The sequence below is a fragment of the Type-E symbiont of Plautia stali genome (assembly GCF_059731115.1).
In genome coordinates, this window is record NZ_AP035906.1 from 3,446,193 (window position 1) to 3,470,848 (window position 24,656).

General features: G+C 55.1%; 6 protein-coding genes. All 6 read right to left on the reverse strand.

Going from position 1 to position 24,656, the window contains the following annotated elements:
• Nucleotides 1–8 precede the first annotated feature (8 nt).
• Nucleotides 9–1,157: a capsule biosynthesis protein gene (locus AC6I8L_RS15815; protein ID WP_058961877.1), complete on the reverse strand. Its 1,149-nt coding sequence runs from the start codon at nt 1,155–1,157 to the stop codon at nt 9–11.
• 89 nt (nt 1,158–1,246) lie between these two features.
• Nucleotides 1,247–2,230 carry a KpsF/GutQ family sugar-phosphate isomerase gene (locus AC6I8L_RS15820; RefSeq protein WP_058961876.1) on the reverse strand — a complete coding sequence of 328 codons (984 nt, stop codon included), beginning with the start codon at nt 2,228–2,230 and terminating at the stop codon, nt 1,247–1,249.
• A 722-nt stretch (nt 2,231–2,952) separates the two neighbouring features.
• Complete coding sequence (locus AC6I8L_RS15825) at nt 2,953–4,176, reverse strand: HlyD family type I secretion periplasmic adaptor subunit (protein ID WP_374754048.1); 1,224 nt, start codon at nt 4,174–4,176, stop codon at nt 2,953–2,955.
• On the reverse strand, nt 4,176–6,359 hold the full coding sequence (locus AC6I8L_RS15830) for a type I secretion system permease/ATPase (RefSeq protein WP_058961874.1): 2,184 nt from the start codon (nt 6,357–6,359) through the stop codon (nt 4,176–4,178). Before AC6I8L_RS15830 ends, AC6I8L_RS15825 begins: the two co-directional genes overlap by 1 nt.
• Entirely contained in the window at nt 6,356–7,807 is a 1,452-nt protein-coding gene (locus AC6I8L_RS15835) for a TolC family outer membrane protein (RefSeq protein WP_058961873.1), read from the reverse strand. The genes AC6I8L_RS15830 and AC6I8L_RS15835 overlap by 4 nt, the downstream gene beginning before the upstream one ends.
• Nucleotides 7,808–7,885: 78 nt before the next feature.
• Complete coding sequence (locus AC6I8L_RS15840) at nt 7,886–24,655, reverse strand: Ig-like domain-containing protein (RefSeq protein ID WP_498013939.1); 16,770 nt, start codon at nt 24,653–24,655, stop codon at nt 7,886–7,888.
• Nucleotide 24,656: the final 1 nt, after the last annotated feature.

The following is a 24,656-nucleotide window of genomic DNA, read 5'->3' on the forward strand; positions in this document are numbered from 1 at the left end:
GAACTCAATTAATCCCGGTGATCTTCAATAACGGCTAACAGCAATTTCAGGGTGCCGAACAGTAAGCAGCACACCAGCAACCAGCAGGCGATCAAATAAGGGGTATTGGGGAATGTGGATTCTTGCGGCTGCTGCGGTGAACTGATCACCGACAAGACTTTCAGCTTGCGCGCCGCTTCCACGCGGGTTTTCTCAATCGAAGTCAGCGCCAGCTTGTACAGCTCGGTATCAAACGCTACCTTCGATTTAATCTCTTCAAAATCCACCGCCATACGGTTCAGCTTGTGGCCCTGCGGCGCGGTGATTTTGCTTTTTTCAGCGTCAATCTGCGCTTGTAAGGAGGAGATCGCGTTTTGCGCACTCACCACCTGCGGCGCGTCATCACGCAGATAGGTCAGCAGGTTACGCAGATCGGCTTCCATCTGGATCTTTTGACCCATCAGGGTATTGACCAGGGTACTGGCGGCAAGAGCCTGCGCTTCCGGGTCCAGCACGTTGTTGCTGTTCTGGTAAGCGAGCAATTCACTTTTGCTGGCATCCAGTCGAACGCGTGCTTTCTCCATTTCCGCTTCAGCAAACGAGAGCTGATCGCGTGCAATCCGGTGCGACAGTTCGTTGATAAAGCGCTCGGATTCTTTCAACACGGCCTGGTTAAACTTCAGCGCAAATTCTGGGCTGAAGCCTTGCGTCTGGATATCCAGCAGGCCGGTTTTGTCGTCGTAAGCAATGCTGATACGGTCGCGGTAATACTGCAGGAAGCGTTCGGCAGTCTCTTCCTTCGCCAGATGGTTGAGGAAATCCAACCCGCTATGGCTAAAGGCTTCATGGAAGTCGAGTTGCTTATCCAGCACCCGGAGCATGTCCGGTGAATTGATGTACTCCTTGAGGTAGAGCGCATCTTCGGCGGAACTGGGATTAGAGGCACCCAGCAACAAGCCAAAATTAAGACTACTGCTGGTGAGATCGTCCGAACGTTTTATCGCGACTTTGGATTCGCTCATATAGCGCGGCTGGCTGAAGATCACGAGATAGATCAGCAGCAGCGCCATCGGCAGCAGAATGATAATTTTCGCCAGGTGCTTCTGGATTTCCGCCAGTGAAATGGCAGGAAAACGCGAACGCATCGTGGATGCGGCGGACTTCACTTTCATCAACATGGAACTATCATCAAATTTTATTGGGGTGCTCAGGCACGTGTTGAGGTACGACTTGCGGCTCACCGCGCGACACACCCATTCATGTCCGGCTAGTCGAAAATTCTTACCAGTCCGGTGATCTTATTGAGTTTATTGGTAACTAAAAGCGCAGAAACGCGATGCTTTTGCATCTTTTCCTCTGCTTCAAAAATCATGGTTTCTTCTGGCAGCGTCAGCGGCTGACGCGTCATCATCTGTTCAGCCGTGGCAGATGCCAGCGCATCCTCTTTTTCCATAAAGCGGCGCAGGTCACCGTCAGTGATAATGCCTGCCAGATTTCCCGCTGCGTCCTCGACCACCACCATGCCCTGACAGCCACTGGTGATTTTCTGAATGACCGTTTTGAAAGGTGCGTCGATATTTACTGTCGGCACATCACGCTGCATCACATCCACTACGCGCGTCAGTAAACGACGCCCCAGCGAACCGCCTGGGTGGTAACGGGCAAAGTCATCAGGCATGAATTTACGTTGGTGAATCATCGCCACCGCCAACGCATCGCCTATTGCCATAGTCAGGGTGGTGGAGGTCGTCGGCGCGAGATTATTGGGGCAGCTTTCGCTTTCCATGTTGAGTTCCAGCACCGCATCAGCGTTCTTAGCCAGAGTGGAGTCACCGTTATTGGTAATCGCCACAATGCGGTTGCCGAAGTTTTTCAGCGAGGGCACTAACTTGAGGATTTCATCGGTTTCGCCACTGGCGGAGATCAAAATCAACAGGTCATAAGGGGTAATCATCCCGAGATCGCCATGGAAGGCTTCAGCAGGATGAATAAAGAAGCTGGGTGTTCCGGTAGAGGCTAACGTGGCAGACATCTTGCGGCCGACATGCCCTGACTTGCCCATACCGGAGAGGATTACGTGGCCTTTGCAGTTCATGATCAGGTGCAGCGCATTTTGATATTGCTGGCTATCAAGTTGCTGCGAAAGGTTGCTCAGCGCGGCACCTTGTTCGGCCAGAGTTTTACGCACTGAGTCGATTAACAGCGGCTCAATGAATCCACTGTGCTGCTCCTGAAAAACAACCTGCTTCATGTCAGTTCCTTTGCATGGGGTGTTTAGCAAATGCTATCGCCGCACTCCCAAAATCGTGGAAGCATGACGGCTAATTTTGTTAACGTTTCTGTTCTATCCCACCTGAATCCAGGCGGTTTATCTCGCTGCGTGACAAGTTAAGGCGTGCGCATAGGCATCCGCTTAACGGGTAGTGAGGTAAGCTCTTTTTATTATTTTCACTGCGACGCTCACAGAAAATCTGAAGTGAGCAAGGGATAGAAATTCGACACTCTATGTAACATACAGCAACAGGCGGCACAAGAATTTTAAGCATATTCTTATTGAACCCTTACCCATTCAGCGGTCAATTCTTAACCACAAAAAAGCACCTACTGGTATAAAACGCTTTAATTCATCTAGTTAACGAAAGTTTAAGTCAAATCCCCAACACGCTTCACTAATTCGCACTAAAATTTTCTAAAAATGTCAAAAAACTTCCAGTAATTACCATTGCAACCCATCAGGTCAAAGAAAACCGAGAAAACTCCCTGAGAATGGCCTTGGTTAGCTGCATCCTTTCAGCATTAGATTTGGCGAACAGGTTAGCGCTGATACTGGATAAAAAATGACATCGTCTTGCAAAATGGCACCGGTTCACACACTAATAAAACATCAATTTCCTTTAAGTCACCTGACTAACTGACACAAAAAAGCCGCCGTTGACTCCTCAACGGCGGCCCTTAAACATCGAGATTGTGCGATTAACGTTCGCGCATCGCCTCTTTGGCTTTATTAAACGGTTTCACCAGATAATCCATGATGGTCTTCTCGCCGGTCTTGATATCGACAGTAGAAACCATCCCCGGACTGATCGAGTAGCGCTTACCGGCTTTGTTCTGCACGTAGTCGTTATCAGTGCGGATAAACACGCGATAGTAGTAAATCTCCGGCTTCACCTCATCCTGGATAGTATCCGGTGAAATGCTTTCCACCACGCCGTTCATGCCACCATAAATCGCGTAGTCATAGGCCGAGATCTTCACCACCGCACGCTGGCCGGGATGGATAAAGGCGATATCACGCGGTGACAGGCGCGCCTCAATCAGCAGACGGTCGTTGAGTGGCACGATGTTCATCAGTTCGCCATTGGGAGGAATAACCCCGCCGACCGTGGAGACTTTGATGTTTTTCACGATGCCATTCATCGGCGCACGGATGGTCAGGCGCGTCACCGTATCTTCACGCCCTTTGATCACCTCAGCCAGGCTGTCGGCCTCGGCACTGGCTTTTGCCAGCTCCTCACGCGCCTGCACATAGTATTGCGAGCGCATGTCAGTGAGTTTCAATTCCAGATCCGATTTATCACGCTGCAAACGCAACACTTCAACGCTACTGGCTGCGCCGGTTTTCGCCAGTCGCTGTGTGATCGCTAACTCTTTGTTTGCCAACGCCAGCGACTCTTTGAACTGTTTAGTCGAGTCATTGAGCTGGGCGCGTTTGGTTTTGTACAACCGCGTCTCGGAGGCAATCAGATCGGGATAAGCCTTGAGTTCATCCGGGAACGTGAGGGGATCATCGTTGACCTCGGCTCTCAGGCGCGATGCCGCCGCCAGTGCCGCCCGATAACGCGCCGCACTCTCGCCGACGCTGGATTGAGAACGTGTGGCATCCAGACGCGCCACCACCTGCCCCGCTTTCACCCGATCGCCTTCGTGCACGTAGAGTTCGGTGAGGATCCCGCCCTCTAAAGATTGCAGCACCTGATCGCGTGAACTCGGGATTACTTTGCCCGTGCCGGTTGAGACTTCATCCAGTACGCCGAACCAGGCCCACACCAGCGCAACCAGCATCAGAGCGGTACTGATAGTGATCAACCGCACCGCGCCGGTGTAATGGGTTTCCGACTTTAATTCACCCAACAGATCATCGGATGAATCCACTTCCGCCGCTGTTACCAGCCGCAGTTTGCCAGGAAGTTGCTTCATCATGCTTGCACCTCCGGCTGGCTACCGCCCGCACGCGGCGGTGGCAGTGCGTTTTCTTTCGGGCTGTCCATCACCAGTTGCCCATCCTTGAGTACCAACACGCGATCCACCAATGCAAGGATCGCCGCACGGTGAGTGGCGACGATTAAGGTGCGGCCATTGAGCCAGGCCCCTAAACGCTCGATAAACTCTTTCTCGGTATGATCATCAAGCGCGGCAGTCGGCTCATCGAGCAGAATGATATTCGGGTCGCGTAGCAACATGCGCGCCAGCAGCAATGATTGCCGTTGGCCTCCCGATAACCCCACGCCACCTTCCATGATGGGATGATCCAGTCCCAGCGGCAGACGACGGATGAAGTCGGCACCACCGCTGACGGTTAATGCACCGAAAATAGCGTCATCGGTGGCATGCGCCGCGCCCATCGTCAGGTTTTCGCGCAGTGTGCCGTGGAACAAGCGCGCGTTCTGCGTCAGTAAACCGACGTTGCGGCGTACATCGGCCAGATCGATATGCGGCAAGCTGAGATTATCCAGGCGCAGTTCGCCACCCACCAAATCCATACCGCCCACCATCGCCTGCAGTAAGGTCGATTTGCCTGAACCGTTGCGGCCTAACACTGCCACGCGCTCACCGGGCTTAATTGTCAGGCTTTTGATCCGCAACGCGACGGTGAGTGAATCACTGTAATAGCGGAACATCGCATCATTGAACTGGTAATGGCCAAACAGCACCGGGCAATGAATACGGGTTTCGTCTTTGCTGTTTTCCACCGGCAGGTTCATCAACGCATCCAGACCGATTTTGGCGGCTTTCACCTGCTGCCAGCGCGCCAGCACACCACACAGTGTTGCCATGGGAGCAATCATTCGAGAGGAAAGCAGGGATGCCGCCACAATCGCACCGGTGGAGATATCGCCATTAATCACCATTGGCGCACCCACTACGATGACACTGGCATACACCAGACCTTGCACCGTCACGCCCCAACTGATCAGCGAATGCATGACTTTGCGCATCTCAACGCCGGATTGCGCGGTAATGCGAATGTAGCTGTTCCACTGTTGCAGGAAGCGATCTTCTGCCTGCATCAGCTTGATATCCTCCAGCCCCTGCACGCTCTCCACCAGCACCGCATTACGTAGCGTGGACTCTTTCATCGCCTGTTGTGCCAGCTTCGCCAGTTTTTTCTGGCTGAACAGGCCTGGCAACACCATCAAAATCACCGCGATGGGCGCTATCCATGCCAGCTGGGGAGCGATAATGGCCATCACCAGCAGGAACAGCAGGAAGAACGGCATATCGACGATGGCGGAGACGGTGGTTGAAGTCACCATCTCACGGATCGATTCCAGCTCGCGCAGCTGAGAAATAAAGGTACCGGTCGAACGCGGCACCGCACTGTTACGCAGCCGCAGTGCATGGCCAAATACGCGATCCGATACACGCATATCAGCGCGTTTACCCAGCAGATCGGTGACGTGATCGCGCCCAACGCGCAGGATATAAGTGAACACTACCGAGATAATGACGCCAATATAGAGCACATACAGCGTGGGATAAGATTGCGCGGGGATCACGCGGTCATACACCTGCATGGAGAAGATAATGCCGACCAGCGCCATCAGGTTGATCAGGAAGGAGGCCAGCATGACATGGGCGTAAGGCCGCATATCGTGCAGCACCAGCTTCATCAGCCAGTTGGGTTTTACGGTTGCCAGATAACGATCGACACGGCTGTCTTTTGCGGCCGTTACCGGGCGTAATGCTGCGGCGAAGCGTATTTCAGGCAGCAACGTTGCCAGCGCGACGGGGGCGGGTTGTTCATCTCCGGAGAAATGCACGCGCACTTCATCATCACCGTCAAAACTGGTGATAACACCGACTTGCCCATCGTTCAGTTCTACCGCCAGTGGCAAACGCCAGCTGGTGATTTCCCATTTATTCTCTTCATATAGCTGTAGTGATAAACCAGCCTGACGCGCCAAATGGCGCAGTGCTTTATCACGGGTTTGCTTACCCTGCCATTCGGCGGCGGCCATGATCATGCCTGGTGAACAGGGCAAGCGATAATGGGTGGCGATCTGGATGATGGCGGTTGCCCATCCATTCAATGGAACATCGCCGCCCGTAGCGCTACTGCTATCGCCATTGGGAGCATCAGGAATTTGTAATTGGGTCATGGCTGGATCTCCACATTCTGGATCCGCTGATTATTCAAAGCGAACGCCGATCGGATGTGCCCGGTGCTGTATAAGCAGTCGAGCTGAAGCGTTCGTAGCTGGCTGATAGTTTGTTGGAGCGTTAAACGCGTCTGGAACACTTCCTGCTCAGCGTTAAGCACATCCAGTAATGGACGGGTGCCCAGTTGCAGATACTGATCCTGATAGAGCTGCTGAGTTTTCTCGCCCAGCGTTTGTTGCCGCGCCATGATCGCCAGGCTCTGCGACAGGCTTAGCGCCTGAGTCTGCGATTCACTCAGTTGCTGACGCGCTTTCAATCGCGCGGAGTTGACGGCCGCATTAGCCGCCAGTAACGCGTTGGCCGCTGCATCGCGTGCGGCCGTGATACCGCCGCCCTGATAAATCGGCATTTCGACTTTAACGAAAGCCTGATATTGCGTGCGGTCCAGCGTTTCACTGCCGGAGTAATGGTTGTTGAGATAGTGAGTCACCTGAGGTTCAAGCGAAATAGTCGGCATGTTCTGCGCGTTGGCGTTATCCAATTTGGCTTGCGCCTGGTTAGCCTGCGCCCATGCAGAGAGTACCGCTGGATTGAGCTTGTCATCAGCTTTTGCTATCCCGCACGAACGTGTCAGATTCACCGGGAAATCGTCGCTGACTTTTTTCACCAACGGCCAACCAAGATAGGTCGCCAGCGTCGCACGCCAGCGTTCGAGGTTGGCTTGATATTGAATCAGTGTGGTGCGCGCCCCTTCGATACGCGCATCCGTTTGCGTGGCATCGGAGAGTGAAGCTGCGCCCTCGTCATTACGCTGACGTGCCAGATCGCCAATTTTCGTCAGCGAATCCAGTTGCTGCCGCGCAATTTTGACCAACTGCTGATAACCCTGAACTTCCACCAGCGCGGAAGCCGTATCGTGGGCTACGGTATCAATGCTCACTAACACATTGGCTTGTTCCATCGCCACGCCCGCTTCGGCGGAGCGCACTGAACTGCTAACTTTGCCAAAGTCATACAGCATCTGCGAAACCGACAATACGAACGATGGGCTGAATCCCTTCTCGGTATAAGCATTGCTGTAACCGTTGTTCATCCCGCCGCTTACCTGCGGGTAATATTTGGCTTTCGCCACATCCACCTGATTGGCCTGCTCCAGCATTTTCCCCACTGCCTGCGCAATGTCGGGATGCCACTGAATGGCGCGTTGTACTGCCTGATTGATGGTTAGGGAGTCCGGAACTCGGGCCAATGCGGGTTCGGCCACTTCACCGGTTAACGAGGGCAGATCCTGTTGCTGTGCCAGCCCTGTTGAAGTAATGGTGCCTGCCGAGGTGAGCGCATCACTGGCAGCCATAAGTTGAGAACAATGAAATAAAGCGATGCCCGCACAGAAGACGCTGAGCTTAGAATAACGGCGAGTTGGAGCGCCTGATTGCATCAAATCCATCGATAATCCACCAGTCAGTAACAAAGAAAGGGGCACATCCCTGTGCCCATACTGCTTCCCTGCTTCATTTCACCGCCGTTAGGCCGTGGTGTTTTGGTGCGGTTGTTGCAGCAATTCCTCCAGTGATACGTTCACGCCTTCCAGCGTGACCAGTTGAGTACTGCTGTACGCCGTACCTGTACCATCACGGTCAATTGAGAGCACGGTGTTGCCATCAGAAGTATGGTCCACTTTCACGAAATCATTAATATTACTTGTGGAATCATTCCAGCCAATTAGCAAGTTACTGATGTCAACTTTGTCACCTTGCGCAACATTAAAGTCGGTCCAGGTATCGTGCCCGTTACCGCCAGTGGCATCCGCAGTTGCCAGCAGGTGGTACACCAGAGTGTCTGCGCCGGCACCGGTGGTGATGGTGTCGTCGTAGGCACTGCCCGTTAGCGTGTCTGCGCCAGCGGTTCCAGTGATGGTCGGGTGGAGGTCGATGGTAAAGCTGTTATGAGTAATGGTGCCGTCAGACGCAGCCAGACTGTAGGTGAACACCTCTTTGTGCGTAATAGTCTGCGCATCAAGGCCCGCTTTCAGCGTGTAGGTATAACTGCCGTTGGCAGCAATGCTCAACGTACCGTAGTCACCGGTTACCAGAGTTGAACCACTGCTGCTCACGGTGGTGGTATCGCCGTGTTCATTAGTAATACTCAAGGTTCCGGTGTGCGTTGCAGTTGAATCACCGTAAATACTGCCGCTGGCGTCATGCTCTCCACTGGTGGTTTCAGCAAACAAACTGTTCACTGACAGCAACGATGTTGCCGCACCGTTATGCAGAGTTACGGTCAAGGTGGCAGAGGTGAGTGCACCACTCGCATCCCTCACCGAGTAGGTAAAGGTATCGGCAGTTGGCAAGGTATCGATATTCAGACCCGCCTTCAGTACATAGGTGTAGTTACCTTGGGAATCAATAGTCAGCGTACCGTAGGTGGTATTGATTACTGTATTACCCGTTGAGGCAACCGCACTGCCCGAGACTGCCGTTACTGCTGTTCCGGTTGGCACCGTACCCGCTATTGAACTGGTATCGTTCGTTAATAGATTACCGGTGACTGTTGCAGCAACCGTAACCGCTAGCGTAGTGATATCAGATACCGTGCTGATGGTGGTGGTAGGCAATACGCCAACACTGACGTTTGAACCAAGAACGACCGCATAGTTACCTGTTCCCAAATTGCTGTAGGTGACGTTGGCACCGGTTTGTGTACCCAGTGAAATCAACCCGGTTGATAAGTAACCGGCGTTAGTTTTGATTAACAACCAGGTACCATTCGTCTGCTGCTCGTACAGATACAGCGAATAGGTTGAAATCAGATTGATACCACCGACTGAACCATTGAGCGTAATGGTGCGCGTATCATCTGGTCCCACTGAGAACACATACGCATTACCGTTCGACAAGACACTGGCATTCAACACGTTCCCCAAACCAACGTTGGCCAGCGCAACGTGAGACACACTGGTCGTGCCATTGTTAAGGGTGCCCTGCGTTGTGCTGTAGTCCACTTCATTGGTGTCGTTAGTGGCGACGATACGAATGGCACCGACCAACGATGTGCTGGTTGAGACGTTGCCTGCACGGTCCGCCTGAGTAACCGACAAAGTCGCTCCGGTGGTTTGCGCCGTGGTGAGCGACACTGACCATGTTCCGCCCGCTCCGACAGTCGCTGTACCAATGGCTGCACCGCCTGCGTCACGTACCGTGACCGTTGCACCCACTTCACCGCTGCCCGTCACGACCGTACCCGCAGTGTTAATCGCCAGGCCCGAGACAGCCGCAGGTGCAACGGTATCGACGTTGACCGTTGCCGTGGTATTGCCTGTACTGACGTTCCCTGCAGAGTCGGTGACGGTGGTGCTCAGGGTATGAGCACCATTTCCAAGTGCTGCAGTGGTGAATGTCCAGGTACCACCTGCACCTACCGTGACCGAACCCAGCGCCGTTGCGCCATCAAAGATAGTGACAACGGCACCGACTTCAGCCGTACCACTCAATACTGGTGTGGTATCACGGGTGTATGCGCCATTGGCCAACGTTACCGGTGTTGTACCGGCATCATCAGTGATGGTTAACGTACTGGCTGTTGGTGCCACAGTGTCAATACGCAGCGTGGTTGATGCCGCTGGGCTGACGTTGCCCGCAGCATCGGTCTGAGTCACGCTTAACGTATGCGTACCGTTGCTCAAGGTGCCAGTGACAAAGCTCCAGCTTCCATTGCTGGCAACCGTTGCGGTACCCAACAGAGTGGCGCCTTCATAGACACTAATGCGTGCGCCTGCCTCGCCGGTTCCGCTCAACAGTGGCGTGCTGTCATTAGTGACACCGTTGTTTGGAATCGTTACTGGCGTACTGCCATTGTTGTTACTTGCGGCCAGGGTCACAGCAGATGGTGTGGTGGTATCCACTATTACGGTGGCGTTGGTGGCACCACTAACGTTACCTGCAGCATCCGTTACTGTAACGCTTAGCGGATGTGTACCCGTACCGAGTGTCACTGTGGTGTAAGTCCACGTACCGCTTGCTCCAACGATTGCGGTGCCTAGCACGGTGGTGCCATCCAGAATAGTGATGCGACTACCGACTTCCGCCACACCGCTTAAGGTTGGTGTGGTGTCGTTGGTCGATCCACCCGCTGGCACAACGACCCCAGTATTGTCATTGGTGATGACCAGAGTTGAAGCCGCTGGCGCTACGGTATCCACTATAACCGTGTAGGTGCCAGAGGCCGGGCTGACGTTGCCCGCCGCATCTTTCACCGTCACGCTCAGCGGATGGCTGCCATTGGTCAACGCCGTTGGTGGTGTGAAGCTCGACGCCCCGCCAGCGGCTGCCGTTGTCGAACCCAGCACCGTGGTGCCGTCATACACCGTCACGATGGAACCGCCTTCCGCCGTACCGCTCAACACTGGCGTGCTGTCGTTGGTCGAACCGCCGTTCGCTACCGTGGTGTTTGGCGTCACGCTGTCATTGGTCACCGTCAGTCCCGTTGCCGCTACCGGCACGCCGGTATCGATAATCAGCGTGACTGGCGTCGCCGTACTGACGTTACCCGCCGCATCCGTTGCCGTGACGCTCAGGTTGTGCGTGCCATCGGCCAGTGTGGAACTGGTGATGCTCCATGCTCCGGTGCTACTCGCCGTAGTGGAACCCAGCACCGTTGCGCCTTCACGCACGATGACCACGCTGCCCGCCTCTGCCGTACCGCTCAGCGCTGGCGTGTTGTCGTTGGTGCTGCCGCCGTTGGCAATCGCAATCGGTGTTGAGCCATTGTTGTTGCTGGCTGCAACCGTGACTGCGCCCGGCGCGGTGGTATCAATGATGACCGTCGCCGCCGTTGAGCCGCTGACGTTACCCGCTGCATCCGTAACGGTCGCGGTCAGCGGATGGCTGCCCGGATTCAGGGCTGCAGTGGTAAAGGTCCAGACACCGTTAGAGCCTGCAACAGCAGTCCCCAGAAGTGTACCGTTATCAAAGATGCTGACACGGCTGCCCGCTTCCGCCACACCGCTTAAGGTTGGTGTGGTGTCATTGGTCGATCCACCCGCTGGGACTACCACACCGGTATTGTCATTGGTGATGACCAGCGTCGTATTGGTTGGTGCCACGGTATCCACGATCACCGTGTAGGTGCCAGAGGCCGGGCTGACGTTGCCCGCCGCATCTTTCACCGTCACGCTCAGCGGATGGCTGCCATTGGCCAATGCCGTTGGTGGTGTGAAGCTCCACGCCCCGCCAGCGGCTGCCGTTGTCGAACCCAGCACTGTGGTGCCGTCATACACCGTCACGATTGAACCGCCTTCCGCCGTACCGCTCAGCACTGGCGTGCTGTCGTTGGTCGAACCGCCGTTCGCTACCGTGGTGTTTGGCGTCACGCTGTCGTTGGTCACCGTTAGTCCCGTTGCCGCTACCGGCACGCCGGTATCGATAATCAGCGTGACTGGCGTCGCCGTACTGACGTTACCCGCCGCATCCGTTGCCGTGACGCTCAGGTTGTGCGTGCCATCGGCCAGTGTGGAACTGGTGATGCTCCATGCTCCGGTGCTACTCGCCGTAGTGGAACCCAGCACCGTTGCGCCTTCACGCACGATGACCACGCTGCCCGCCTCTGCCGTACCGCTCAGCGCTGGCGTGTTGTCGTTGGTGCTGCCGCCGTTGGCAATGGCAATCGGTGTTGAGCCATTGTTGTTGCTGGCTGCAACCGTGACCGCGCCCGGCGCGGTGGTATCAATGATGACCGTCGCCGCCGTTGAGCCGCTGACGTTACCCGCCGCATCCGTCACCGTTGCAGTCAGCGGATGGGTACCAGCAACCAGGACACCAGTTGTGAAGGTCCATACACCGTTGGATCCTGCGATGGCGGTCCCCAGAAGCGTACCGTTATCCAGGATGCTGACACGACTGCCCGCTTCCGCCACGCCGCTTAAGGTTGGTGTGGTATCGTTGGTCGACCCACCCGCTGGGACTACCACACCGGTATTGTCATTGGTGATCACCAGTGTGGTTGCGGTCGGTGCAACGGTATCCACGATGACTGTAACCGTGGTTGATGCCGGGCTAACGTTACCCGCCGCATCTCTCACCGTCACGCTCAGTGGATGAGTACCATTACTCAGCGCTGTGGTTGGTGTGAAGGTCCATGCGCCACCAGCGCCCGCCGTCACTGAACCCAGAACTGTGGTGCCGTCAAGGATGGTGACCACTGCGTTCGCTTCGGCCGTTCCACTCAGCGTCGGCGTGCTGTCGTTGGTGGAACCGCCGTTAGGTACCGCAACGTTAGTCACGTCATTGGTGACAATCAGGTTTGATGCCACCGGCACACCAGTATCGATAATCAGCGTGATTGGTGTCGCCCTACTGACGTTACCCGCCGCATCCGTTGCCGTGACGCTCAGGTTGTGCGTGCCGTCAGTCAGTATAGAACTGGTGATGCCCCATGCGCCGGTGCTGCTCGCCGTGGTGGAACCCAGCACCGTAGTGCCTTCACGCACGATGACCACGCTGCCCGCCTCTGCCGTACCGCTCAGTGCTGGCGTATTGTCGTTAGTGCTGCCGCCGTTGGCAATGGCAATAGGTGTTGAGCCATTGTTGTTGCTGGCTGCAACCGTGACTGCGCCCGGCGCGGTGGTATCAATGATGACACTTGCCGACGTCGTGCCGCTGACGTTACCTGCGGCATCAGTGACCGTCACGCTTAATGGATGCGTGCCTACACTCAGTGCGGTAGTCGTAAAGCTCCATGTACCGTCAGACTGGACAATGGCGGTACCAAGCACGGTTGTGCCATCAGAAATGGTGACACGTCCACCCGCTTCCGCTGTACTGACTGTACCTCTGAGTGTTGGCGTGGTGTCATTGGTTGAGCCACCGTTCGGCACCGTTACATTGGTAACATCGTTGGTGATAACCAAAGTTGAAGCAACCGGCGCAACCGTATCCACCGTGATAGGGAAGCTCGTTGCCGTGCTGGTGTTACCTGCGGCATCGGTCACCGTTACGCTCAGTGGATGTGCGCCGTTAGAGAGCGCTGCCGTGGTGAAGGTCCATGCCCCACCCGCACCGGCGATCACCGTACCCAGCACTGTCGTGCCATCGTAAACCGTGACGATATTACCTGCGGTCCCCGCCCCGCCGGACAAGGTTGGAGTGTTGTCATTGGTGGTTGCGCCACTGGTCAATGGGCCGGTAACCGGTGCAACGTCATCCGTTACAACCAGATTGGTCACTGGTGCTGGTCCTGTGAGAGAGACGTTGACTGTTACGGTCGCCGCTGGACTCACGTTTCCAGCAATATCTGTCGCGGTCACACTAAAGGTATGTTGGCCCTCACCAAGCGCTGTGCTGACATAACTCCATGACCCCGTACTGCTGGCGGTGACAGAGCCCACTACTACGTTGTTCTCACTGATAATCACCAAACTGCCTGGATCGGTGGTACCACTGAGTGCCGGGGTGGAGTCATTAGTGCTGCCATTATTGGCGATAGGAATGGCCGTTGTGCCATTGTTATTGCTCGCGGCAATAGTCACAGCCGGAGGTGTGGTATCGACAATCACCGTGGCAGTGCTTGATGCACCACTAACGTTACCGGCAGCATCTGTGACTCGCACACTCAGCGTATGCGTACCTTCAGCCAGCGTTGGGCTGTAAGACCAGTTACCGGTGCCGTCTGCGGTCGCTGTGCCTAGAACTGTGGTGCCATCATAAATCGTCACCGTGCTGTTAGCTTCCGCGATACCACTCAGTACCGGCGTGCTGTCATTAGTCGAGCCGCCGTTAGGTATCACAACATTAGGCGCTGCATCATTGTTGGTGACCACTAGATTGGTCGCCGCCGCCGGAGCAATGGTATCTACAGTGAAGTTCACGGTAGCAGACGCCGGGCTAATGTTACCAGCCAGGTCGGTCACCGTGACACTCACCGCATGCGCACCACTGGTCAATGTTGAAGTGGTGAAACTCCATACGCCGTCCGTTCCTGCCGTTGTACTGCCAATAACATTCGTACCATCGTAAATGGTGACGATACCACCCGCTTCTGTTGTACCAGTCAGTTGCGGGGTGTTGTCATTAGTTGACGTTCCTTCACCAATTACCACTGGTGTTGAACCGTTGTTGTTGTTGACTACAAGGTTAGCAACGGCGTCTGGCACGATGCTGTCAATGTTAATGGTGATTGGGCCCGCACCCACTCCAGCATTACCTTCCGCATCTACGATAGTCACCGTGATAGCATGCTCACCCTGACCCAAAACTGGATTCGGGGTAAAGGTCCATTGACCGTCGCCGTCTGCAATAACCTGACCCAACTCGGTTGCGCCATCCAGGATAGTGACCACGGCATTGGCTGTTGTTACACCGGTCAGAACAGGGCTTGTGTCTTTGGTGTAATCACCGTCAGCCAGATCCACCAGTGTGGAACCACTGTCATCGGTGATCTGCAATGTACTGGTCGCAGGTGGCAAGTCTGCTTGAATGTTTAACTCAAAGGCAGGCTGAGGTGCCGCTGGGCTGACGTTGCCCGCCGCATCGGTTGCCGTTGCCGTGAAGTTATGCAGACCATTACTCAACGCAACGGGTGTAAACGTCCATGCACCCGTCGTAGCATCAGCAACCGCGCTACCCAACAGGGTGGTGCCGTCATAAACAGAGACAATACTACCCAATTCAGCGGTTCCGCCGAAGGTTGGGGTGTTGTCATCTGTAACGTCTCCCGTTGAAAGTTCGCCAGTTGCCCCGCCCGCATTATCTGTTGCGGTCAGACCAAGAGGCGCCTCTGGTGCCAGGGTATCCACAGTCAGCGTGTAGGTTGTTGCAGCTGAGGTGTTACCCGCAGCATCAGTTGCGGTGACGGAAAGCGTTTGTTCACCCTGACCCAGCTCAGTGGTGACCACGCGCCATGTACCGTTGTCTGCCACTATCGTTGAGCCTACCAGGAGACCATCAGAGTAAACGTTGATAATGGATCCCGCTTCTCCGCCGGTACCACGTAGTACTGGCGTACTGTCATTCGTCGTAGAGTCAGCAGGAATAGTGACAGGGTTGGCACCGTTGTTGTTACTAACGGTAAAGGTTCCAACTACAGGTGCAGTGCTATCAATGGTGATATTGAAATTGGTCGTGGCGCTGGCATTACCCGCCTCATCGGTGACTACAATGCCCAGATTGTAAGTGCCCTCAGGCCAGGCGGTGGTCGTGGTGTAACTCCAAACACCTGTATCAGGGTCAGCAACTGCCGTGCCAAGCACCTCACCTGTCGCCGTATTGATAATCGATACGGTGCTACCAGGTTCTGCGTTACCACTGATAGCAGGCGTAGTGTCACTGGTTGCCCCACCATTAGCGATGGTCACAGGTGCATCAGGATCAACATCATTTTGCACGACTAAATCACTGACAGGTTCCGGTGCCGTCGCATCCACACTAATTGTGAAGGTCGCAGAAGGTTGACTGACGTTGCCGATTTCATCAGTGACAGTCGCAGTGAGCGTGTGCGTGCCGTCTGACAAGACGGGTGATTGGAAGCTCCAGGTTCCGTCATCGAGAGCAATGGTTGAACCGATAGCCTGTTGGTTACCATCATAAATAATGACCAGGCTTCCTGCTTCCGCGGCACCGCTCAGCAGAGGGGTATTATCATTGGTCGTGCCGTCGCTTAGCACCTCAACATTGGTCGTGCCGTCATTGTTGAAGACCTGCAAAGTAGCAGCAGGAGGCGCAGCCGTATCCACGGTGAATGTGATATCCGAAGCTGGGCTAAGGTTACCTGCAGCATCAACCACGCGTACAGACAGCGTATACGTTTCATCAGGCAGATTCGGCAGAGTGATACTCCACGCCCCATTGCTGCCTACCGTGGTGGTGCCAAGCAGGTCATCTCCGTTGTAAACGTTAATAATGCTGCCAGCCGTGGCCGATCCAGAGAGAAGCGGTGTGCTATCACTGGTAAATGTGCCCTCGGTATTGGTTACCGGCACCGTGCCATTATCGGTGCTCAGGAGAACACCCGTAGCAGCAGGAAGTGGGGCGGTATCAACTTCTACACTAATGGTCGAAGGAGCGCTGGTGTTACCGGCAGGATCACGTGCCGTCACACTCAACGTGTGGGTACCGTCTGAAAGTGCCGTAGTGACAGCTACGCTCCAGTTACCCGTTGCATCCACAGTGATCTGTCCAAGAACGGTATTACCCTCTGTGATGGTAATAATCGTACCTTCCTCCGCCGAACCGCTGACGACTGGCGTGTTGTCATTGGTCAGGCCACCACCAGGGATCGCCACTGGGTTACTGCCCAGATCATTACTCAACGCCAGATTGGTAATAACAGGTGCCACGGTGTCAATGGTGACAGCCACCGGCGCACTCGCGCCGCTGGTATTGCCTGCCTCATCCGTTACCGTGACTGACAAGCTGTGATCCCCATCGGTGAGTGTCGGCGTGAAGCTCCAGTCACCATTTTCATCAGCGGTGGTGGTACCCAGAACGGTTAGGCCGTCTGAGACAGTAATAATGCTGTTAGGCTCAGCCGTACCGGTGAGAAGTGGTGTGCTGTCGTTGGTGACCCCGCCGGCAGCAATCGGGAATGCCGGGTCGCTAGAGTCATTCGCAAGCGCCAATCCTAGCGCAGCATCTGGCACATCCGTATCCACGCTAAAGGTAACCGGTGCTGATGGCGCACTATCATTACCTGATGGATCGGTAACTACCGTTGTCAAACTATGGTCGGTGCCGGAATCCAGCTCAGGCAGGGTATAACTCCAGTTGCCGTTCGCACCTACCGCAACCGAGCCCAGCACAACGCCATCATCAGAGATGGTCACAACACTGCCCGCTAATGCAGTACCACTGAGCACTGGCGTGGTGTCATTGGTCGCGCCGCCGTTACTGATAGTGACTGGCGTAGTACCTTCGTCATTGGTCAGTTGCAGATTGATTGCAGCATCTGGCGTTGTGGTATTGATGGTGAACGTGACAGGCGCTGATAACGGGCCAGTGTTCCCGGCGAGATCAGTCACGGAAGTCGTGAGGCTATGGTCACCTGTTGATAGCGGCGTCTCTATCATAAAGGTCCAGGTACCATCATCACTTACGATGGCTGTGCCCTGTTCCAAACCATCCGCAAAGACGGTAACCGTCGTGCCCGCCTCTGCGGTGCCGCTTAAGACTGGAGTCGTATCGTTAGTTGTTCCATTGGTAATGGCAACCGGCGTTCCGCTCTGATCGCTGCTCAGAACCAGAGCCGTCGCGGCGACAGGCAGTACAGTATCAACGGTGAAGCCAATTGCTGCTGACGGATCGCTAACGTTGCCAGCGGGATCAGTCACGGTCGTGGTCAGGCTATGAGCACCTTCGCTCAGTGTTGGTAAAGTAAAACTCCAGCTACCATCGGTACCCACAATCGCGGTACCCAGCACGTTTAAGCCATCCGTTACGGTGATGACACTGTCAGCTTCTGCGCTACCCGCTGCACCGCTCAAAACTGGTGAGCTGTCGTTGGTTGCGCCCCCCGCAGGAATAGCGGTGCCACCATCGTTCGCTAAGGTGATCGCTGTTGCCGTGTCTGGCGCAGTGAGGTCGACAGAGAAGTCAAACGGCTCAGATGGATCGCTGACGTTACCCGCTGGATCCGTCAAAGTAACGGTCAGACTATGATCACCCGCTTCAAGTGCTGGAGACGTAAAGCTCCAGCTTCCATCCGTTCCTACCGTGGCGGTGCCTAGAGGCGTCACAGCATCATTATCATAAATCGTGACGATGCTGCCCGGTTCGGCACTGCCTGTGGCACCGCTCAATACTGGCGTGGTGTCATTGGTCGCACCACCATTGGCAATAGCAACGGGTGATCCACCCTCGTTGTTGATAAGTTGCAGGTTTATCGCTGCATCTGGAGCCGTTGTATCAAGAGTGAAACTGATTGCGGATGACGCTGGGCCGGTATTTCCTGCCGCATCCGTTACGGTAGTGGTTAAGCTATGTGCTCCGGGCTCCAGAGCAGGATCTGGCGTAAACGTCCAGCTGCCATTGCTATCAACTGTAGCGGTGCCAATTTCTGCACCGTTATCCAACACCGTTACCGTACTACCCAGTTCCGCCGAGCCACTTAAGACTGGTGTGGTATCGTTGGTTACACCATTGGTAATGGCCACAGGTGTACCGCTGCTGTCATTACTTAATACCACCGTAGTGGCAGCGGCTGGTGCCGTGGTATCGACAGTAAAGCCAATCGGTGCCGACGGTGCACTAACATTACCCGCTGGGTCTGTAACGGTTGCCGTCAGGCTGTGGTCACCCTCGCTAAGCGTTGGAGTGGTGTACGTCCACGCTCCGCCAGCTTCCACAATAACGGTTCCCAGCACCGTGGTGCCGTCAGAAATGGTTACGATACTGCCTTCTTCAGCAGAGCCGCTTAAGGTAGGTGTGGTATCGTTTGTCGCGTCGCCATCGGCAATTGCTAAACCATCATCGTTATTGAGTGAGACATTAGCCGCTTCAGCCGGAGGTGTAACATCAACGGTAAACGTGAACGGTTCAGAAGCAGCCCCCACGTTACCGGCAGGATCGGTCAGCGTAACGGTCAGGCTGTGATCGCCCGCAGCCAGTTCTGGCGAAGTAAAGGTCCAACTGCCATCAGCACCGACAATCGCGGTTCCCAATGGTGCTGGGCCATCATTATCGTAAACCGATACTGTGCTGCCGGGTTCAGCGCTTCCCGCTGCGCCACTCAGTACAGGAGTCTGGTCATTTGTAACACCGCCTTCGGTAATCGCCAACGGCGTACTGCCCTCGTTATTACTGAGTTGCAGACCAGTCGCCGCCTCAGGTGCGGTGAGATCGATATTAAAGCTAATAGCACTTGATGCCGGTCCAGTGTTGCCTGCTGGATCGGTGACAGTGACACTCAGGCTGTGGTTACCCGCTTCCAAAGCCGGATCCGGAGTAAATGTCCAAGTCCCATCGTCACCAACGGTAGCAGTACCGATTGTCGCAGTGCCATCCAACACATTTACCGTACTGCCTGGCTCCGCGTTACCACTCAACACCGGTGTTGTGTCATTGGTAACTCCGCCGGTGGCAATGGCTGTGTCATCGCCATTCGTCAACAGCAGACCCGAAGCTGCGGCTGGAGGTTGAGTATCCACGGTGAAAGTAATTGAGTCAGAAGGTGCACTGACATTACCCGCTGCATCCGTCACGGTCACGGTCAGACTGTGGTCGCCAATGCTGAGCGTTGGTGTGGTGAAGGTCCAGCTTCCGCCTGCGCCTGCCACAACACTGCCAAGCACCGTGGTGCCATCATAAACGGTGATAATGCTGCCCTCAGCATCAGCAGTGCCGCTTAATGCTGGTGTGGTGTCATTGGTTGCAGCACCCGCTGCGATTTCAACAGGTGATTGGCCTTCGTTGTTGGACAACACCAGATCCGAGACCACATCTGGTGGCGTCGTATCCACGCTAAATTCAATTGGCGTAGAGGGATCGCTGACGTTGCCTGCAGGGTCAGTTACCGTAGTGGTGAGGCTATGATCGCCTGGCTCCAGCGGGGTTTCTGGCGTAAAGGTCCAGTTACCATCCGTACCCACTGTGGCGGTGCCCAATGGCGTACCATTATCAGATACTGTGATGGTGCTGCCCGGCTCTGCGGTTCCGCTTAATACAGGGGTCGTATCGTTGGTGGTACCGCCGGTAACAGGTACTGCGCTGCCACTCTGGTCGGTACTTAGCACTAAATCACCCGCAGCGTCTGGCACTTCAGTATCTACGGTGAAGGTTATCGGAGTAGACGGTGTGCTGCTATTACCCGCCGGATCGGTAACCACTGCAGTAATACTGTGGGGACCCTGGCCTAATATAGGAGTGGTGTAACTCCAGGCTCCACCTGTACCGGCGATAGTTGAACCCAATACGTTGGTGCCATCAGAAACAATAACAATGCTGCCTTCAGTAGCCGTTCCGCTCAACACTGGGGTGGTGTCATTGGTGGCACCGCCGACGGCAATTGCATCGCCATCGTCATTAGCCAGTGCGACATCTGTCGCGGCTGCTGGCGGCGTCACATCAATAATGAAGTTAATGGGATCGGTGGCCGGGCTGGTGTTGCCCGCAGGGTCGGTCACCGTTGCGGTGAGAGAATGATTACCTTCCGTTAGCGCGGGGGTGGTGTAACTCCAGTTGCCATCGGTGCCGACGCTCACTGAACCCAGCACAGTATTACCATCCGACACGGTCACGGTACTGCCCGGTTCAGCGCTACCGCTTAATACAGGCGTGGTGTCATTCGTTGCGTCACCCGTAATCGGCACTGCCGTACCTGATTGATTGTTACTCAGTTGAATTTCGGCGGCAGGCTCAGGTGCAGTCGTATCAACGTTGACGATAATCGGATTAGAAGCCGAGCTGGCATTGCCCGCGGGGTCAGTCACGGTCGTAGTGAGACTGTGATCACCCTCTGTCAATGTTGGCGTGTAGCTCCAATTGCCATCGTCACCCACGGTAGCGGTGCCCAGTACGGTACCGCCGTCAGAAACGGTAACGGTGCTGCCAGGCTCTGCTGTGCCGCTTAATACAGGTGTGGTGTCATTGGTAGCTCCAGAGGTAATAGGAACCGACGTACCACTCTGGTCGGTGCTGAGCTGCACATTACCCGCTGCGGAGGGAGCCTGCGTATCTACAATCACCGTAATAGGATCGGAGGCTGAACTAGTATTTCCCGCCGGATCGGTCACGGTGGTCGAGATGTTATGCGTGCCTTCGGTTAATGGCGGAGTGGTGTATGTCCAGGTGCCGTCATCTCCCACGATAGTCGTACCCAGAACCGTAGTACCGTCGGTTACGGTAACGGTACTGCCCGGTTCAGCGCTACCATTCAGCTGTGGCGTGGTGTCATTAGTTGATCCACCCGAAGAAATCGGATCGCCTGCATCGTTGCTGAGTTCGACGCCGGTTGCTGGCTGAGGAGCAACGGTATCAATGGTCACATTAATAACATCGGAATCGATGGTATTACCTGTGGCATCAACATAGCTGGACTGGAAGGCATGCGGTCCATCTGGCAATGCGGTTGGTGTGAAGGTCCATTGGCCGTCCGCGCCCGCAATAACAGTACCCAACTCAGTGCCATTATCTGTCAACGTCACCACTGCACCAGCACTTGCCAGGCCACTTAAGACCGGGGTGGTATCTTGTGTGCTGTCGCCATCCGCCAACAGCACCAGGGTGCTGCCACTGTCATCAGTCACCTCCAGCGTGAGGGTTGCAGGTGGCAGACCCGCTTCAATATTGACGACAAACGGCGTGGTTGCAGGGCTAACATTCCCCGCGATATCCGTCACTGTAACTGTCAGGCTATGGCTGCCGTTACTCAGTGCTGCAGTGGTGAAGCTCCATGCGCCGCCAGCACCTGCCGTTACAGTACCCAGCAAAGTTGCGCCGTCGTAAACCGTTACGACAGCGCCCTCTTCAGCCTGGCCTGTCAGATCTAACGTGTTGTCATCGGTGGTACCACCAGACGTCAGTGGGCCTGTACTGCCACCCACGTTATCGGCGACCACTAATCCGCTGGCTGCTGCCGGTGCAATGGTATCCACCGTGAAGGTAAGTGAATCTGAGGCTGGGCTGATATTGCCAGCCTGATCTTTCACCGTTGCGGTCAGGCTATGTTCACCTTCACCCAACGCTGGCGTTGAGAAGCTCCAGGTACCATTGGCGCCGACGGTGGCCGTACCTAAAACGGTAGTGCCATCAGATATAGTGACAGTGCTACCCGGCTCTGCTGTACCGCTCAGGCGAGGAGTGCTGTCATTGGTAATACCGCCCAAGGCCACTGGCACGGGAACGCTACCCGCATCGTTATTGATTTGCAGGCCACCCACTGCATCCGGTGCCACGGTATCAACGTTGATAACAATATTGGCGGTATTGGTTACGTTGCCATTGATGTCGGTAATAGTGGCATGGAAGGTGTGTGCGCCCTCTGACAAATCATTGGTTGCAAACGTCCATTGACCATCGCTGCCAACAATCACTGTGCCTAACTGCGTATCACCATCAAACAGCGTGATCACATAACCCGCTTGCGATAGCCCACTGAGAATAGGGGAATTGTCATTTGTAAAGGCGCCGTTGGACAGTTGTGCAAGGGTATTTCCATTGTCATCTGTCACCTGCAGTGTTGAGGTCGCAGGCGGAAGACCTGCCTGAATCTCAACATCGAATGGTTCAGAGCGTTCGCTAATATTGCCTGCTGCATCTGTCGCCGTTACGGTCAGGCTATGTGGTCCGTTACTCAGTGCTGGCGTAGTAAAGCTCCAGCCACCAGCAAGGTTGGCCGTTGCATTACCCAGCAATACATCACCGTCATAAATGCTGATAATGGCACCAGCTTCTGCCTGCCCACTCAGCGTTGGCGTGTTGTCATCCGTGGTGTCACCAGTAGTCAGATTATCCTGAACGTCGCCGACGTTATCTGCCACCGTGAACCCAGCCAATGTTGCAGGTGCCGTTGTGTCTACTGTGAAGGCAACTGGCGCCGATGCTGGACCCGTATTGCCTGCGAGGTCGGTCACGGTGGTGGTAAGACTATGGCTACCTTCGGTCAGTGCTGGTGTTGTGAATCGCCAGTTGCCATTAGTGTCAACAACAGCCGTGCCCAATACTGTCGTACCATCCAGAACAGTAATGGTGCTACCTGGCTCAGCAGTTCCACTCAGTGTTGGAGTGGTGTCATTGGTTGCACCGCCTGCTGCAAAAGGCACGACTGTGCCGCCTGCATCGCCGCTCAGTTGAAGGTCACCTACTGCTTCTGGCGCAACAGTATCAATGTTGATGGTAATGATTGCTGATTCAACACTATTGCCAGTGGAATCCGTAATGGTGGCGTGAATCGCGTGGGATCCATCTGCTAGTGCGCCAGGCGTAAATACCCATTGTCCATCTGTCCCGGCAACAACGCTGCCCAGTACAGTTTCGCCGTCATACAAGGTAATGACTGCGCCTGCAGTTGCAAGCCCGCTCAATACCGGTGTGTTGTCATCGGTATAAGCGCCATTGGTCAGTGGCACCAATGTACTGCCATTATCATCGTTGATTTCCAACGTGGAGGTTGCTGGAGGCAGATCCGCCGTCACGCTGAAGTTAAACGGATCTGTGGCTGCACTCACATTGCCCGCCGTATCGGTAACCGTCACAGTCAGGCTGTGCGCGCCATTACTCAAGGCTGGCGTGGTGAAACTCCAGGTGCCGTCCGCCCCAACGGTTGCAGTGCCGAGCAGTGTAGTGCCGTCATACACGCTAACGTAGGTGCCCGGTTCAGCAGTACCGCTGATAGTCGGGGTATTGTCATCGGTAGTCGAGCCAGCGGTTAATGGGCCTTGCGTACCGCCAACATCATCACTGACCACCAGACCAGCAGCCGCAACTGGTGCAACGGTATCCACGATAAACGTGATCGGGTCGCTGGAGCCGCTGGTATTGCCGGCCGCATCCGTCACCGTGGTGGTAAAGCTATGCTGGCCTTCAGCCAACGCAGGCGAAGTGAAGCTCCAGTTGCCATCAGCTCCCACCACGACGGTTCCAAGCAGTGTGCTGCCATCGTAAATACTGACTGTAGCACCCGCTTCTGCGGTGCCGGTCAGCGTCGGAGTATTGTCGTCAGTGGTGACGCCGTTAACAATCGCGCCCTGAATCGCGCCAACATTGTCGGTAAGCGTTAAGTTGGTCGCAGCAGTCGGTGCAGTAGTGTCACCACCACCATTGTTGCCACCGCCGTTATTACCCCCACCGTTGTTGCCACCACCGTTATTACCCCCACCGTTGTTGCCGCCGCCGTTATTCCCGCCGCCATTGTCGCCGCCGCCGGTATTTCCATCACCGACCGCTGCATTACCGCCGCCGCCGCCCGATGAACCAGCAAACATCGCACCCAAGCCCGCCAGCGCCGCACCACCGATACCGAAGGCGGCAATCGTGCCGTCATTGGTGGTGTTCTCAGCTAACAGCCCTTCGGTACTGTCGATGTTGACGTACTGGAAGCCATCAGTGCCCGGATCTTCGACCCACCACAGTGCGCCTTTGTCGTCCTGCAGCACCAAATCGCTATCGCCAGCTGCAGTGTAAAAGTTATGAATAACAACGACTTCACCAGCCTTTGTGGTGACGACTAAATCATTACCATTGCGTGTGAAAGACTTAATATCTGATTGATTAAGGTGAAGTTTCACTACGCTTGGCGCAGATAAATTGACCTGGCTGCCACTGACTTCAGAAGCAACTGTCCCACCTTTAGGAGTGATAGAGATATTATTCATT

What these genes read in the sequence shown, in the direction of transcription:
- AC6I8L_RS15815 (WP_058961877.1), bottom strand. Translation starts at nt 1,157, where the DNA reads ATGTTGATGAAAGTGAAGTCCGCCGCATCCACGATGCGTTCGCGTTTT.
- AC6I8L_RS15820 (WP_058961876.1), bottom strand. Translation starts at nt 2,230, where the DNA reads ATGAAGCAGGTTGTTTTTCAGGAGCAGCACAGTGGATTCATTGAGCCG.
- AC6I8L_RS15825 (WP_374754048.1), bottom strand. Translation starts at nt 4,176, where the DNA reads ATGAAGCAACTTCCTGGCAAACTGCGGCTGGTAACAGCGGCGGAAGTG.
- AC6I8L_RS15830 (WP_058961874.1), bottom strand. Translation starts at nt 6,359, where the DNA reads ATGACCCAATTACAAATTCCTGATGCTCCCAATGGCGATAGCAGTAGC.
- AC6I8L_RS15835 (WP_058961873.1), bottom strand. Translation starts at nt 7,807, where the DNA reads ATGGATTTGATGCAATCAGGCGCTCCAACTCGCCGTTATTCTAAGCTC.
- AC6I8L_RS15840 (WP_498013939.1), bottom strand. Translation starts at nt 24,655, where the DNA reads ATGAATAATATCTCTATCACTCCTAAAGGTGGGACAGTTGCTTCTGAA.